General features: G+C 65.8%; 12 protein-coding genes. 7 read left to right on the plus strand and 5 right to left on the minus strand.

The features are described from left to right. Nucleotides 1-727 precede the first annotated feature (727 nt). From AC0CH3_RS04370 to AC0CH3_RS04390, 5 genes are all read right to left on the minus strand, one after another. Complete coding sequence (locus tag AC0CH3_RS04370; RefSeq protein WP_354302196.1) at nt 728-1,546, minus strand: hypothetical protein; 819 nt, start codon at nt 1,544-1,546, stop codon at nt 728-730. After that, the gene (locus AC0CH3_RS04375; protein WP_457325505.1) at nt 1,543-1,686 is read right to left on the minus strand and encodes a hypothetical protein; all 144 of its coding nucleotides are present in this window, start codon (nt 1,684-1,686) and stop codon (nt 1,543-1,545) included. The genes AC0CH3_RS04370 and AC0CH3_RS04375 overlap by 4 nt, the downstream gene beginning before the upstream one ends. A 1,537-nt stretch (nt 1,687-3,223) precedes the next feature. Beyond that, complete coding sequence (locus tag AC0CH3_RS04380; protein ID WP_354302200.1) at nt 3,224-5,104, minus strand: Ig-like domain-containing protein; 1,881 nt, start codon at nt 5,102-5,104, stop codon at nt 3,224-3,226. 1,005 nt (nt 5,105-6,109) lie between these two features. Then, nucleotides 6,110-6,280 carry a hypothetical protein gene (locus AC0CH3_RS04385; RefSeq protein WP_465237637.1) on the minus strand — a complete coding sequence of 57 codons (171 nt, stop codon included), beginning with the start codon at nt 6,278-6,280 and terminating at the stop codon, nt 6,110-6,112. Continuing rightward, nucleotides 6,277-7,224, minus strand: coding sequence for a hypothetical protein (locus AC0CH3_RS04390; protein WP_354302203.1), 948 nt, complete (start codon nt 7,222-7,224; stop codon nt 6,277-6,279). Before AC0CH3_RS04390 ends, AC0CH3_RS04385 begins: the two co-directional genes overlap by 4 nt. Before the next feature lie 156 nt (nt 7,225-7,380). Here AC0CH3_RS04390 and AC0CH3_RS04395 point away from each other — a divergent pair, with 156 nt between their 5' ends. The 7 genes from AC0CH3_RS04395 to AC0CH3_RS04425 all read left to right on the plus strand — a co-directional run bounded on the left by AC0CH3_RS04395 (nt 7,381) and on the right by AC0CH3_RS04425 (nt 13,674). Then, the gene (locus AC0CH3_RS04395; RefSeq protein WP_354302205.1) at nt 7,381-8,169 is read left to right on the plus strand and encodes a polysaccharide deacetylase family protein; all 789 of its coding nucleotides are present in this window, start codon (nt 7,381-7,383) and stop codon (nt 8,167-8,169) included. Continuing rightward, nucleotides 8,166-9,341 carry a glycosyltransferase gene (locus tag AC0CH3_RS04400; protein ID WP_465237638.1) on the plus strand — a complete coding sequence of 392 codons (1,176 nt, stop codon included), beginning with the start codon at nt 8,166-8,168 and terminating at the stop codon, nt 9,339-9,341. The genes AC0CH3_RS04395 and AC0CH3_RS04400 overlap by 4 nt, the downstream gene beginning before the upstream one ends. Further along, nucleotides 9,338-9,583 (plus strand): hypothetical protein, encoded by a 246-nt coding sequence (locus AC0CH3_RS04405; protein ID WP_354302209.1) that lies wholly within the window; start codon nt 9,338-9,340, stop codon nt 9,581-9,583. The genes AC0CH3_RS04400 and AC0CH3_RS04405 overlap by 4 nt, the downstream gene beginning before the upstream one ends. Before the next feature lie 78 nt (nt 9,584-9,661). After that, a complete protein-coding gene (locus AC0CH3_RS04410; RefSeq protein ID WP_354302211.1) occupies nt 9,662-10,213 on the plus strand; it encodes a thermostable hemolysin in 552 nt (183 codons plus the stop codon). Then, complete coding sequence (locus AC0CH3_RS04415) at nt 10,210-12,255, plus strand: AMP-binding protein (protein WP_465237639.1); 2,046 nt, start codon at nt 10,210-10,212, stop codon at nt 12,253-12,255. The genes AC0CH3_RS04410 and AC0CH3_RS04415 overlap by 4 nt, the downstream gene beginning before the upstream one ends. Then, nucleotides 12,242-12,997 carry an SDR family NAD(P)-dependent oxidoreductase gene (locus tag AC0CH3_RS04420; RefSeq protein WP_354302215.1) on the plus strand — a complete coding sequence of 252 codons (756 nt, stop codon included), beginning with the start codon at nt 12,242-12,244 and terminating at the stop codon, nt 12,995-12,997. Before AC0CH3_RS04415 ends, AC0CH3_RS04420 begins: the two co-directional genes overlap by 14 nt. Nucleotides 12,998-13,008: 11 nt before the next feature. Continuing rightward, nucleotides 13,009-13,674 (plus strand): tetratricopeptide repeat protein, encoded by a 666-nt coding sequence (locus AC0CH3_RS04425; protein WP_354302217.1) that lies wholly within the window; start codon nt 13,009-13,011, stop codon nt 13,672-13,674. The last annotated feature ends 20 nt before the right edge of the window (nt 13,675-13,694 follow it).

Consider the following 13,694-nt stretch of genomic DNA (forward strand, 5'->3'; position numbering starts at 1 on the left):
GGTCATTCGTCGGGCCTTATTCGTACGTCGATGATTTCCCAATAGCATGCCAAGACTAGAGGGATTGTCGCGTAAACTTGTTATGTCATGAGGCGAATAGAGATAAAAATCCGGATGTTATGCTTGTCTAATCTCGTGGTGGTTTCAGTTGTCAAGAATGGAGCTGTATAAATTATAGCCGCAGGAATTTGACTATTGGTCGTATGGTTAGCATCGTTGCCGTCCCATTGCTATAGCGACCTGCTCGCCCGCTGGTTTGGAAGCACCCCATTGTTTTCGTATGGGGAAGATATCATATTTGGTATATCTCATCCATATAATCTCGCTGCATACCTTGATATACTTGCTACGAGCATCGTCGCTTCCTACACAAACAATACGAACTTTAGTCTTGCTTGGCGCGGTGGGTATAACATTTGCCGTTGCCATGCTAAACCTCGCTACGACGAGAAGCCGGGAATTGCACTGGGTGCTCGATGAACAAGTTATAAGCGATAGGATTGAGGTGGCGCGGGATGGCGTATCTATTGTGACAAGTATTTTCGGCAATCACACTGCTTTGCTACTTGATGGCAAACCCTGTCTACGGACCGTGATGCCGTGCCACGCGGCACCCTCACCAAACGCGTCTTTGACCTGCTAAGCCCTACCAGCAATACCTGTCCTTACCGGTGAAGATTTCGCCGGCGTGGGAGGCAGGTCGTTACGAGGCAACGGCCGGTCCCCTTTACGTGTTGATAGCGTAGCCGTTGGCATCACGGAGACAATTTCGGCCCCATTTCACTGTGGCAGACTTGCCGCCCCACTGAAGCAACGTGCCACGCGGTACTGCAAAGACACATTCCTTTACCGTGACCGAGACCGGAAACGCGTTTTCGATGCGAAGTACTGGCGCAATTGTCGTGCTAAGGACAACCAGGCGATCGATCGTGACGTTCTGCGGTGCCTTGGCGTTAAGCCAGACGTGTGCGCCAGATGGATCCTTACTGGTCAGCGTTGTCGCCGTTATGTCGTTCCAGAAGCGGTAGTTCCGGCCGTTGCGCTCGGCGATCAGATCCTCGAGCCGAGCCTGCCCCTTGAGGTCAAAGCCGCCGTCGCTGTTGTTCGTCGACACGTCGCGCCGATAGGTCACCCGGTACACCCCGGCTTCCTGACTGAAGCCGTCGCCGTTGGTATATTTCTTTAATACGGGCTGCATGCGATGCCCGCTAGCCGTCACTCCCTCGATCAGAACATCATGTACGGTGCCAGCAAGATCAATCCCGACGGGCAAATCGCTGCCCGTCGTTTCTCTCTTGGTTGCCATCGAACCGTTGCGGATGACGATATCGTGCGCATCGCCCCGCAGGCGAATGCCTGCGCGATCATAGCGGAGCAGAAAGCCGTCCATCCGAAGCCCACTGGCTTCCGTAAGGGCGTCGATATAGCGATAGCTCGCGAGATTCTTCGCCTTGGTGATGACCGTTCCCGGCTTGAGCGGTCGGGCGGGGCCTGCCAGCGCGGGGGCGGTGATCAATAGAGCGGCAAGTGTGATAAAACGGTTCATGCGTTGCGCCTCATGCTGATTGCACCCATGCGGGTGTAGCTGTTGCCGGTGCCGATCGACGTCGTCATGACCGATATGACCGCGTAGAGACGCTTCGACCAAAGCCAGCCAACTGGCGGGTGGAATTCGGCCATCTCCATTCTCGCCTCACCGAGCCACTGACGCGGTCCAGCTTCGGATAGCCACTGACGCCAAAGGAACGGGCGAACTAAGGACACTCGGTTCCGACGCCACGGCCTGGGTAGACGACGGACGCCTTAGCCTTATCGACGCTATTCGGGAAGATATACGAATAGCCGGTCGCCGCAGCTGGTACGTTGTCGATCTGGCATATCAGAATGATCCGGCCGATGAAGACGTTGACGTCGTAAGTCTCGATTTGGGTAAACCTGCCGGGTTCGTTGCATCGGTACCGACAAAGGGGTTCGCTGATGGTTTCGACGCAATGCTGTCGAACCACCCGGCCGGGAGCGCATCGTCGTAGGACAGTCACTGTGCCCTCGTCGGATCCGCGCCGCGCCCGGCATGAAGCCAAATCTGCTCTACGCCCCTCTCGTGACCGTCTCAGCTATTGATTGCAGATGGGCTTGGAACGATGAGAAGCTGCGATAATCCACAATGTCGGGTCGGTGGAGATTTTGCCAGCGCTGGTGATATTTGTCGGCTTTCGGAGGTGGGTGTCATTCATCGAGCTGATTGAATAGGTCGCGCTCGGCGGCGAAATTGGTGAAATGCCAGCTCTGATCGGCGTGCCGATCGAGGCCAGCACTTGCCTAGGGCGCCCATGAGCACAATGCTGTACGGCAAGAACACGCGCTGCGTCGAACCGCCGGAACCATGCTCCAGCAATTTCATGCCAAGCCTGTCCGTCCACACCATGACGGTCAATTGTAGGTTACGCTTGCCGCCTCGGGTGCTGATAGGCAACCGGGCATGACGAAGGCACGCCGAGTCTGGTGCCATCGTGGTGATTCTGCTTGTGAAGAAGACAATCGGCAAGATTGCCCATTGGCGACGCGCCAGAGTGGCGTCCTACGTGCTTCCGTCGGCCCGCCCGAGCCCCCCCCGGTTTAACGTGCAGGTACAGAACTGGCCGAGCGCGTGGCCTCGACCCGTCTACGCTTGCGATCGCGACATGCGGCAGGACGGTTGTTCTTTACAAATTGATTCAGGTTAATCGATTGCGAACTAGGACAGTCAAACTGCCGGTCGTATGTAGCGGGCGTCACAGTGCGTGCGGCCAATCTTAAGCTTTTGATTGGTATCCTGCAGGTGGTCAGCGTGCCGGTTTTTATCAGCATTTTTCCGGCACGCTGACCACCGGCATTTTTCTGTGACGTACCCAGATTCTCAGTTGGCCGGTTTGCCGGCATCTATGCCAGATAGAGTGGCCATCTTTGAAACGTAGCTTTCGGCGATGCTGAAGACAGGCAGAATAGGCCCTGCTACTGCGTAGTCACATGCGGTCACGATGGCAGCGCGATCTTGCCATTGGACGTCACGAAACGGTGACAGACGACACGCCCCCGCATGAGTCGAAGCGCAGATAACTCCGGGTCCGCTATACCTTTGGCGGTGTGGTGAAACCATTGGACAAGGCACGGCTTGAAATATCGCGTGCGCTGCGTACTTGAAAAGCATGCCGGGGGACTGGATTCGCCCGGCATGCTCTTCCGTTCAGAACTGCAGCGCTGCGGTTCCGGCAGCCGACCCGTCGAGGCTGTAGACATAATAGGTCGTGCCGTCGTGCGAGACAGCGCCGTCGAACTCGAGCGTGGAAACGGACGCGCCCTTCAGGCCACCGATCGTGACATCGCCCAGATCGACGCCCGCGTTGCTGCCCAGGTCGAGTACGCCCTTGGCGCCAAGCTTGACGTGGCCGGTGCCGTCGTCGGGCAGTGCGACCGTGGTCACCAGCACATCCTTGTCGCCGAAATTCGACAGCGTGTCGTGACCGAGATCACGCCCGAGCGCGGTATCGAAGAAGAACTGGCTGGCCGTCTTCTCGGTCGAATCGCCCGACAATTTGTCGTTGGCGAGCGTGCCTTCCTCTGCCCCCTGGGGGCGGACGCTCGCATCGGCGTAGATATACCGCCCTGCGGCATCGGTGCCCATCAGGCGGAGCGCCGAAACGCCTTCGATGACGGCGTAATCATCGCTCCTGGGCGCATCCAGCGACAGGCTGTTGGCGGCGAACTTAATGATGCCGTCGCCATTGCCGTCAAAAAGCTTGGCGGTGGTGGCGAGCACGTCCTCGTGGCTGAAATTCTTGATCGTGTCGGTACCGCTGTTCTTCGCAATGTCGAAGAAGAACATGTCGTTGCCCGACGTCCCCGTGAGCGTCTGCGATGCCGAACTGCTGCCGTCCTGAATCGTTGGCTTGCTGACGGGGGGAGTGACCGGTGGCGCGGTAACCGCGATCGTGACGACGCCGTTGTCGGAGGCCTTCCCGTCGCTTGCCGCGTAGGTGAAGCTGTCGCTGCCGACATAGCCCTTGTCCGCAACATAGGTGAAGCCGCCATTGGCGTTGAACAGCAACGAACCATGCGTCGGTCCCTTGACGAGGCTGGCGGTGAGCGCGTCGCCATCGCCGTCGCGGTCGTTGGTCAGGACGTTGCCGGTCTCGCTCTTGCCCGCGACGATCGCGAATGAATCGTCGACCGCGACAGGAGCGATATTAGCGGGCACCGGGGGCGCGCCCGCACCGGACTTGATCGCGGCGACGGTCGCGTTCAGATCATCGGTGATACCCATGTAGAAAGTGAACGTCGTCGATCGGCCCGCGGCGAGCGTGCCGAGACCGAAATTGATGTTGATCGCGTTGTCGCCCTTGAGCGAATAGCCCTCGGCCGGCGCGGTATCGAAGGTCGCTGCCGCGTCGGGATTCTCGTTGACATAGCCCTTGAAGGTGGAGACCTTCGCGCGATCATCGGCGGTGTAGTAGAATAGCGGCGTCTTGCCGCTGGACGCATAGGCCGCGATCAGCGCGCCGTTCGCGCCGTCGCCACCCTGCTCGATCACCGTGTTGACCGTATCAAAGCCCGCACCGTGGTCGGGGTCGATCGAGCGCATGTAATGCAGATCGGCGACCGCTTTGCCCGTCGTGTTGGTCAGCGTGACGTCGACCTTGATATATTTGGCGCCATCGGCGAGCGACATCGTCTGCGCGACCTTGACGCCCTCGGTCGTAGCGCCGGTCCAGCCGGCCTTGCCGACGCCGTTGCTCGACAGGTCGGAGGAGACCCCGCCGGCGACTTCGCTCTTGCCGTTCCGCTCGCTGTTGACGCTGGAGTAATGCTTGGCACCGATATCATAGCCGATCGAAAAGCTCTCGACAGGCGTTCCCGCGAGCATCGCGTCGCGCGTCGGTGCCGCACCCTTGCCGAAGCCATCCGTGTCGCCAACGAGCCCCAGGCGGATATAGCCGTTGACCGCATCGGTGACGAACCCCACGGGTGCGGTCGCGCGCGTCCCGAGCGTGCCGCTGCCGTTGATACCCAGGCTCAGATACTGACCCTGCAGAAAAATCTCATTTCCGATAGTCGCGTCGCGTAACATGCTCTGTTCCCCGTCCCGGACGACGCACGGTTATCCCCGTACAGCGCTTGGTTCCCTGAAGTTCACGGTAAGTGCGAGTAATCCGGTGTTTTTTCTGTGGACGGATCATCCCGAAACCGTTCCGCCCCAAAGCCCTTCCGAAGATTGACGGCAGATGAACGGGCACGTCGGATTTTCGTTGTGAGCGGGAACCAGCAGGCAATTCAGACGTTCCGGGCGCCCAATTTGCACGCTTCGTCGAGTCTGCGGGCGGTGGTTTGCGCCGACCGGGGGGCGAATTCCCGCCCGGAACTGGCCGATCCGGCTACCCCCAGAAGTGCAGAACGGTCAGACAATTCGCTGCATGGCTGAAACCGTCACACCCTTCCCGTCAGGCCTATCTCGTCCAATCTGCCGGCGCTCGCACACGAGGGACAAACGCACGATACCTGCGGATCAACCGGCCACCAACAGCAGGTCAAGGATGACTGACGTCTGGTGTTGGTTCGCCCTTCGACGTGCGTCGTCGTTCGCGGGGAGGCATTCAGGCGCGGCAGGTCCGATGGTCGTGGTTGCCCTACTCGTACGCTGCCGCGACAGCGGGCGGCGAGCGAGCCCGGAACGTTCGGATTATCGCAGCACCAGCGTGGCAAAGCCTGCAGTGTCGTGGACACCGCCGATGTGGCTGGCGTTGACCGCGTGCGATGCAAGTACGCAGGAACCGGCTGAGATCGAGGGCGGTAGACCAACCAGGCTCGACATCACACTCGAGCGTGGCCGGCGTCAGGTCGATGGTGGTGGTGTGCGTGCTGACCCTGTTATCGCGGTCGGGTGCGGCGAGCAGCAATGCGCTCGATAAGACCGGTCCGCCGAGCGCCATCACCGGCGATAGTCTTTAATCTTGTGCACCGCCCGCATTGGCGGTGCCCAGGTTCGTCCAGCCGACGGCGCTGCTCTGTGAAACGACGCGGTGCCGGCCCGTGAGCCAGAGATTGGAGACCTGCGTTCGGACAGGCGCGAGTGTCTTTAGGCCTCCCGCGCGACCAGAACCTTGTCGTCGGCGAGAAAGTCGTCGGTCGTTGGCGGGTAGATCTCAGCGCGCAGCCGTCCCGTGCGATCCTTCAACCCGTCGACCGTCACGAGGATGGCGGGCTCGCTTTCGTGCGGCTGCGAGCAGGGCAACGAGCGGAGGATCATCGCCCGGCCTCCGGCTGGGCAAGCTCGACCGCGGCGAGGATCGCGCCGAGCAGCAGGTGCGTGACGAGCCAGAGCGCGGCGATCATCGTCAGCATTTCGGTCACCTGCGACGCCTGGCCGATGGTGAAGGCGACGAGCCCGGCAAAGACGATTTCCTTGTTGGGCAGAAGTGGCAGGCGCGAGACGAGCATGCGCAGCGCCGCGAGCACGAGCCACCAGGCGAGCGGCGCGGCGGGCAGCGTCACCGCCCACAGCATCGCCGCGAGCGTCGTCGTGGCGGCGATGCGGAGGAGGTGGATCAGCGCGATGCGGCGGAGTGCGGTCCCCGGCAGCGTAAACAGCCGTTTGCGCAGCGCGAGCGTGACGAGCGAGGGTAGCGCGATGCTCGCGGCGGACACCAGCATCACCTTGGCATCGGTCCCGAGGTTGAGCGCGAGCAGCGCGCGCCAGCTGACCGCGGCGAGCGCGAGCGTGCAGCCATTGGCGACCACCGCGGACAGGATCGACACGTCCTTGATCGCGCCGAACGGCGTCCCGATCAGCGTCGCATGCCGCCGCGCCCAGGCATAGAAATAGAGCTCGCCCGAATAGCCCGCGACGATCTCGTTGCTGATCCGCTTGCGCAGCAGCGCGAGAAACCCCCTGGCCGGCAGCGCCCAGAGCCGGCGGTAGATGACCCATTCGCTCGCCGGCATCGCCAGATAGCCCGCGGCGAACACCAGCCAGAACCGCGGCGACCGCGGCAGCATCGCGATCACGCCGCGCACGTCGAGATGCCGCAGTTGCCACAGCGCGGCGACGAGGATCGCCGCGGACAGCGCCGGCGTCAGCCAGCGTGCGACGATACCCTGATGCACCACGATGGGTCTGAGCGGCAGGGCGGGTAGCACGGGCAGGGCGGGGGCGGGGGCGGGGGCGGCGGCGGACGAGCCTGGTTCGGTCATGGCCCCTCGACGCCGCGGGGCTGCGTGATCCGCAGCTTCGTGCGCGGTGGGGGGCGGAAAAAATCGCCGCCTGGTGTCCGCGGGGAACTGCGGATCGGGCCACGTGGTGCCGTCACCCGGCATGCAGCGGCGAGAGGCGACGGGAATGACGACATGATGATCGATGATCCCCGGCGGGATGGTGCTGCGGCAAACCGGCGCCTGGTGGTGTCGATTCACGATGTCTCGCCCGCCTTTGCCGATCCGATCGAGCGGCTGGCCGAGACGATCGGCGCAATCCTTGGCGGACCGCGCTTTGCGATGCTCGTCGTGCCCGATCATTGGGGCCGTGCCCCGCTCGACCGTTCGTCGGCGTTCGTGCGCCGATTGCGGCACTGGGCCGATGCGGGAGTCGAAATGTTCCTGCACGGCTGGTTCCACCGTGACGCAAGCGACCACCCGACGGCCGCCGCCGCGATGAAGGCGCGGTACATGACCGCGGGCGAGGGCGAGTTTCTGGGGCTCGGCGCGGACGAGGCCGAGGATCGCATGCGGCGTGGGCGCGCGGTCGTCGAGGACGCGATCGGTCGCCCGGTCGCGGGATTCATCGCCCCCGCCTGGCTTTATGGCGCAGGGGCGAGGGCGGCGCTGAAGGCCTGCGATTTCGCGCTTGCGGAGGATCATTTCCGGGTGTGGCAGCCGGCGACCGATGCGATCGTCGCGCGCGGGCCGGTGGTGACCTGGGCGAGCCGGTCGGCGGCGCGGACCGCGAGTTCGCTCGCGGTCGCCGCTGCGGCGCGCGCGCTGCCCGACTGGCTGCCGACGTTGCGGGTCGCGGTGCATCCGGGCGACGTCACCAAGGCATCGCTGATGACGAGCATCGCGCAGACCATCGGGACGCTCGCGGCACGACGGACGGTCGCGCGCTATGCCGATCTTCTCCCCCAGAACGGAACGGCGGCATGAAGATCGTCGATGTCTGCGCCTTTTATACCCCGAGCGGCGGGGGGGTGCGTACCTATGTCGACCGCAAGCTCGTTGCGCTCGCGGCGCGCGGGCACGAGGTCGTCGTCGTCGCACCCGGCGCGTGCGATGCGGAGGAACGCCGTGGACCGCGCGCGCGAATCCGCTGGGTGCGGTCGCCCCGGTTCCTGCTCGACCGCGCCTATCGCTATTTCGCCGACCGCCCCGCCTTGTACCGCGTGCTCGACGAGGAGGATGCGGACCTGGTCGAGGTGTCGTCGCCGTGGCGCAGCGCCTCGATCGTCGCGGACTGGCGCGCCGAGCGCCGCAGCCGCGCGCGGCTCGCGCTGGTCGCGCATGCCGACCCGCTGTCCGCTTATGCGTATCGCTGGTTCGAACAGGTCGCATCGCCGCAGACGGTCGATCGTGCGTTCGGCTGGTATTGGCGGCATCTGCGCCGGCTCGACCAGCGGTTCGACCTGATAGTGAGCGCGAGCGACAGCCTGACCGGGCGGTTGCGCGACGGCGGGCTGCGCAAGGTCGTGACCGATCCGATGGGGGTCGAGCCGGGACTGTTCTCCCCCGCGCTGCGCGACGCGGATGCGCGGCGCGCGATGCTTGGTCTGTGCGGGCTGCCCGAGACCGCGCTGCTGCTGATCGGGGTGGGGCGGCATGCGCCCGAGAAGCGCTGGCCGATGGTCGCGCAGGCGACAACGCTGGCGGGCGCGCAGGTGCCGGCCGGGCTGGTCATCATCGGCGGCGGATCGCGCCAGCGCGCGGTCGTCGATGCGATCGCGGGCAATCCGCACGTCCGCCTGATCGAGCCGACGCGCGACCGCGCGGCGCTGGCGCGGATGATGGCGAGCGCGGATGCGGTGATCCATGGCTGCGAGGCGGAGACGTTCTGCTTCGCCGCGGCGGAGGCGGTCGCGTCGGGCTGTACGCTGATCGCGCCCGATCGCGGCGGTGCCGCGGACCTCGCGCGCGCGGGCGGCGGCGTCACTTATCGCTCGGGCGATGCGCATGGCGCCGCCGCGGCGATCCGCGCGGTCGCCCGGCCAGTGCCCGTGCGGCGCGCGGTCCGATCCGTCCGGACGATGGACGATCATTTCGACGCGCTGCTCTCGCTCTATGCGGGGCTGGCCCCTGCGATCCGGGAAGGAACACGGTCATGACCGCCATCGCCATAGCCGTCGCGCACCCCGCCGCCGTCGACCCGGCACCCGCCGCGATCGTCGAGGATGCGGACCCCTGTGATTTCAGCGGGGACGGGCGTCTCGCAAGGCCCCGGGCCGCGGCGCGCAACGCCTGGACGGCACCGGATTTCTATCTCGCCCTCGCGATCGGCGCGGTGCTGGCGATCGCGGTCATGGTCATCCGGGTGTGCGACGCGCTGTGGGCGCGGGGGCTGGAATAAAAAAATCGTCATCGCCGGCGGGCGCGGACTGCGGTGCGCGCGCGGCGGCGGCGTCACCTCCTCGAAGGAGACGGGCGGATGCGGGAGGACGAGATCAGGCGGTTCGTGAGCACGCGCTTCGACCAGGCGTTCGGGGCGACGGCGGACCTCGCCTATCCCGCCTGGCAGGTTCGCGGCGCCAGCGGGCGCGGTGCGTCGGATGCGGCCGCGCTCGGCTATCGGTCGGCAGCGGACCAGCGCCTGTTCCTCGAAGCCTATCTCGACCGCCCGATCGAACAGGCGGTTTCGGAACGGCTGGGGCGCGCGGTCGATCGTGCGGAGATCGTCGAGATCGGCTGTCTCGCCAGCACCTCACCGGTCGCGCTGATTCATCTGTGGCACGACACCGCGACCGCGCTGGGCGCGGGTCACGCGCTCGTCGTCGCGACGGTCACCGCGACGGTCCGACGGCTGCTCGGGCGGGCGGGGGTGCCGCTGGTCGAGATCGCGCGCGCGGACCCCGGCCGGCTTGCCGATGCCGCGCGCTGGGGCAGCTATTATGACGACGATCCGCGCGTGTGCGTCGGCGTGATCGCCGACGGCGTCGCGGGTCTCGGCCGCTATGTCGCGTTGCGGACGGCGGCGGCATGAGCGCGCTGTACGACGCGATCGTGACGCGGGCGGCGCAGGTCCCGGACCGGATCGCGGTCGACGATGGCCGGGAGCGCATCAGCTATGCCGCGCTCCCCGCGCGCGTCGCGACGATCGCGGACACGCTCGGGCGGGTGCTGGACGGCACGGCGGCACCCGTCGGGCTGGCGAGCGACAACGACATCGACTGGATCCTCGCCGATCTTGCGCTGCTGTCGCTCGGCGTCGCGTGCGTACCGATCCCTGCCTTCTTCACGCCCGCACAGGCCGACGCGGTGCTGCGCGATGCGGGGGCGTGCGCGATCATCGATGCGCGGTCGATCCGGCGGCTCGACCTTGCGCGGCGCGCGGTCCCCGCGGGTACCGCGAAGATCAGCTATACCTCGGGTTCGACCGGCGCGCCCAAGGGCATCTGCCTGCCCGACGCGCTGATGCTCGCCACCGCCACGGCGATCGTCGCGCGGTTCGGCGCGGACATGGCGGGGACGCACCTGCCGCTGCTGCCGCTTGCCGTGTTGCTTGAAAATGTCGCGGGGCTTTATGCCAGCCTGCTCGCGGGCGGCACCTATGCACCACGCGGTGCGGCGGCGATCGGGCTCGCACAGCCGTTTCGCCCCGATCTTCCGCAGATGGTCGAGGCGATCGCGGCGACGCGCGCGACCAGCCTGATTCTGGTACCCGAACTGCTCGGCGGCATCGTCACGGTGCTCGAGGCATCCGGGCGCCGCTTGCCCGCGCTGCGGCTGGTCGCGGTCGGCGGCGCGCGCGTGCCCGTCGCGCTGCTTGATCGCGCCGGCGCGCTGGGGCTGCCCGTGGTGCAGGGCTATGGCCTGACCGAATGCGGGTCGGTGGTGGCGATCGAGGCGCTGGGCGAACGCGTGCGCGGCACCACCGGGCTGCCGCTCGGTCATGTCCACGTCACGCTCGCCGACGACGGCGAGATCCTGGTCGACGGGGTCGGTCATCTCGGCACGATCGACGCCCCGCGGCCAGGCGGCGGACCGCTGGCGACCGGCGATATCGGCGCGCTCGACAGCGCCGGGCGGCTGACGATCGTCGGGCGCAAATCGTCGATGCTCGTCACCGGTTTCGGCCGCAACGTTGCACCCGAATGGGTCGAGGACGCGCTGCGAGCGCAGCCCGGCGTCGCGCAGGCGTGCGTGTACGGCGATGGCGACGCGGCGCTGTCCGCCTTCATCGTGACGTCTGCCCCGGAGGCCGACATCGCGACAGTGGTCGCCGCTGCGAACCGGTCGCTGCCTTCCTATGCACGGATCGCCGGCTGGCGGAGCGTCCGCGCCTTCACCCCCGCCGACGGCACGCTGACCGCCAATGGTCGGCTTCGCCGCAGCGCCATTCTTCACCGGGAGACTGCCATGCCGTTCTTTGACCAGCTCGTCGATCAGACCGCTGCCGCGCGCGCGGCGATGTTGCGCACGCCCCAGCTGCAGGCGGGGCTGACCGGGCGGATCGATCGCGCGACCTATATCGCCTATCTGACCCAGGCCTATCATCACGTCAGCCATACGGTGCCGCTGATGCACGAGGCGCGGATGCGGCTGGGCCATAACCCGATGCTGGTCGCGGCACTCGACGAGTATATCGCGGAGGAAACCGGGCACGAGGCGTGGATCCTCGACGACATCGCCGCGGCGGGCGGCGACCGCGCGGCGGCGATCGCGGCGGGGCCGTCCGATGCGACCGCGGCGATGATCGCGTTTGCCTATGACACGATCCGCCACGGCAATCCGGCCGCGTTCTTCGGCATGGTGTTCGTGCTTGAGGGGACGAGCATCGCCTTTGCGCAGCAGGGGGCCGAGGCGGTGCAGGCGAGCCTCGGCCTGCCGCCCGCGGCATTCCACTATCTGACCTCGCACGGTGCGCTCGACCAGGAGCATATGGTGTTCTTCGAGCGGCTGATAAACCGGATCGACGACCCCGCCGACCGCATCGCGATCGTCGCGATGGCAAAGGCGATGTTCGGGCTGTTCGGCGGGATGTTCGCCGCGATTCCGATGGAGGCGATCGATGTTGCGGCTTGACGGCGAACGCATCGTCCTGACCGGGATCGCCGGCGGCATCGGCTCGCTGGTCGCAGCCCGGCTGCGCGCGGCGGGCGCAAAGGTGATCGGCGTCGACCGGGTCGCCTCGGACCTCGCCGACGAGATGCTGGTCGCGGATCTCGGCAGCTTCGAGGGGCTGGCGCACATCGCCGACGAACTTGCCGCGCGCGAGGTCGACGGGCTGATCAACCTGGCGGGCATCCAGTATTTCGGGCCGTTCGCGGACCAGTCGCCCGACGCGATCTGGGCGGGGTACATCATCAACCTCGTCGCGCCGGCGATGCTGACGCGTGCGCTGATGCCGCGGTTCAAGACGCGCGGCACGGGCCGCATCGTCAATATCGGGTCGGTCTTCGGCGCGATCCCGTTCGCGCATTTCGTGACCTATTCGAGCGCGAAGGCGGGGCTCAAAGGCTTCAGCGACGCGCTGCGCCGTGAATATGCCGGGACCGACGTCAGCATCACGCATGTCGCGCCGCGCGCGGTGCGCACCGCGCTCAATTCGCCCAAGGTCCTCGCCTTCGCCGACGCGACCGGAATGGCGATGGACAGCCCCGAGCACGTCGCCGACCGGATCGTCGCGGCGATCGTCGCGCGCAGCCGCAACGTCGTGATCGGATTCCCCGAAAGCCTGTTCGTCCGCGTCAACGCGCTGATGCCGCGCATGGTCGACCAGGCGCTTGCCGCCAACGACCGCAAGGCCGCCGCCCTTTTCATCTGATGGAGAAGATCATGCGATTCCGTATCAAGAACAGCGTCCCCGCCGCCCTCACCGTCATACTCGGCGCGGCGTTGACCACCGCCGCGCTCGCCGACCCGGTGACCGATCGTGCGGACGACATCGCCCGGACCTGGGCGCAGGTCCATTACCGCGTGCCGGCCGCACAGAAGCTCGGCGCGATGACGAAGCTCAAGACGCAGGCGGACGCGCTTGCGCAGGCGGCACCCAATCGCGCGGAGGCGCTGGCGTGGGACGGTATCGTCACGTCGTCGCTCGCCGGCCTGAAGGGCGGGATCGGCGGCCTGTCGCTCGCCAAGGATTCGAGGACGATGCTCGAACGGGCGAGCAAGCTCGACAATGGCACGGCGGGCGCGATGGCGCATACCAGCCTCGGCGCGCTGTATTATCAGGTGCCAGGCTGGCCGATCGGCTTCGGAAGCAAGGACAAGGCACGCAGCGAATTGCTCGCCGGGCTGAAGATCACGCCGCGCGATATCGACGCGAATTATTTCTGGGGCGACTTCCTGTTCGCGCAGGGGCAATATGCCGATGCGGCCAAGGCGCTGCGGACGGCGCTCGCTGCGCCGGCGCGCCCGGGACGCGAAATCGCCGATGCGGGGCGCCGGGGTGACGTGCAGCAACTGCTCGCCAAGGTGAACGCCAAGCTCGGTGCCTGACTGCGGAGCCGTGCCGTAAC

It is taken from the genome of Sphingomonas sp. AC449 (genome assembly GCF_979253475.1).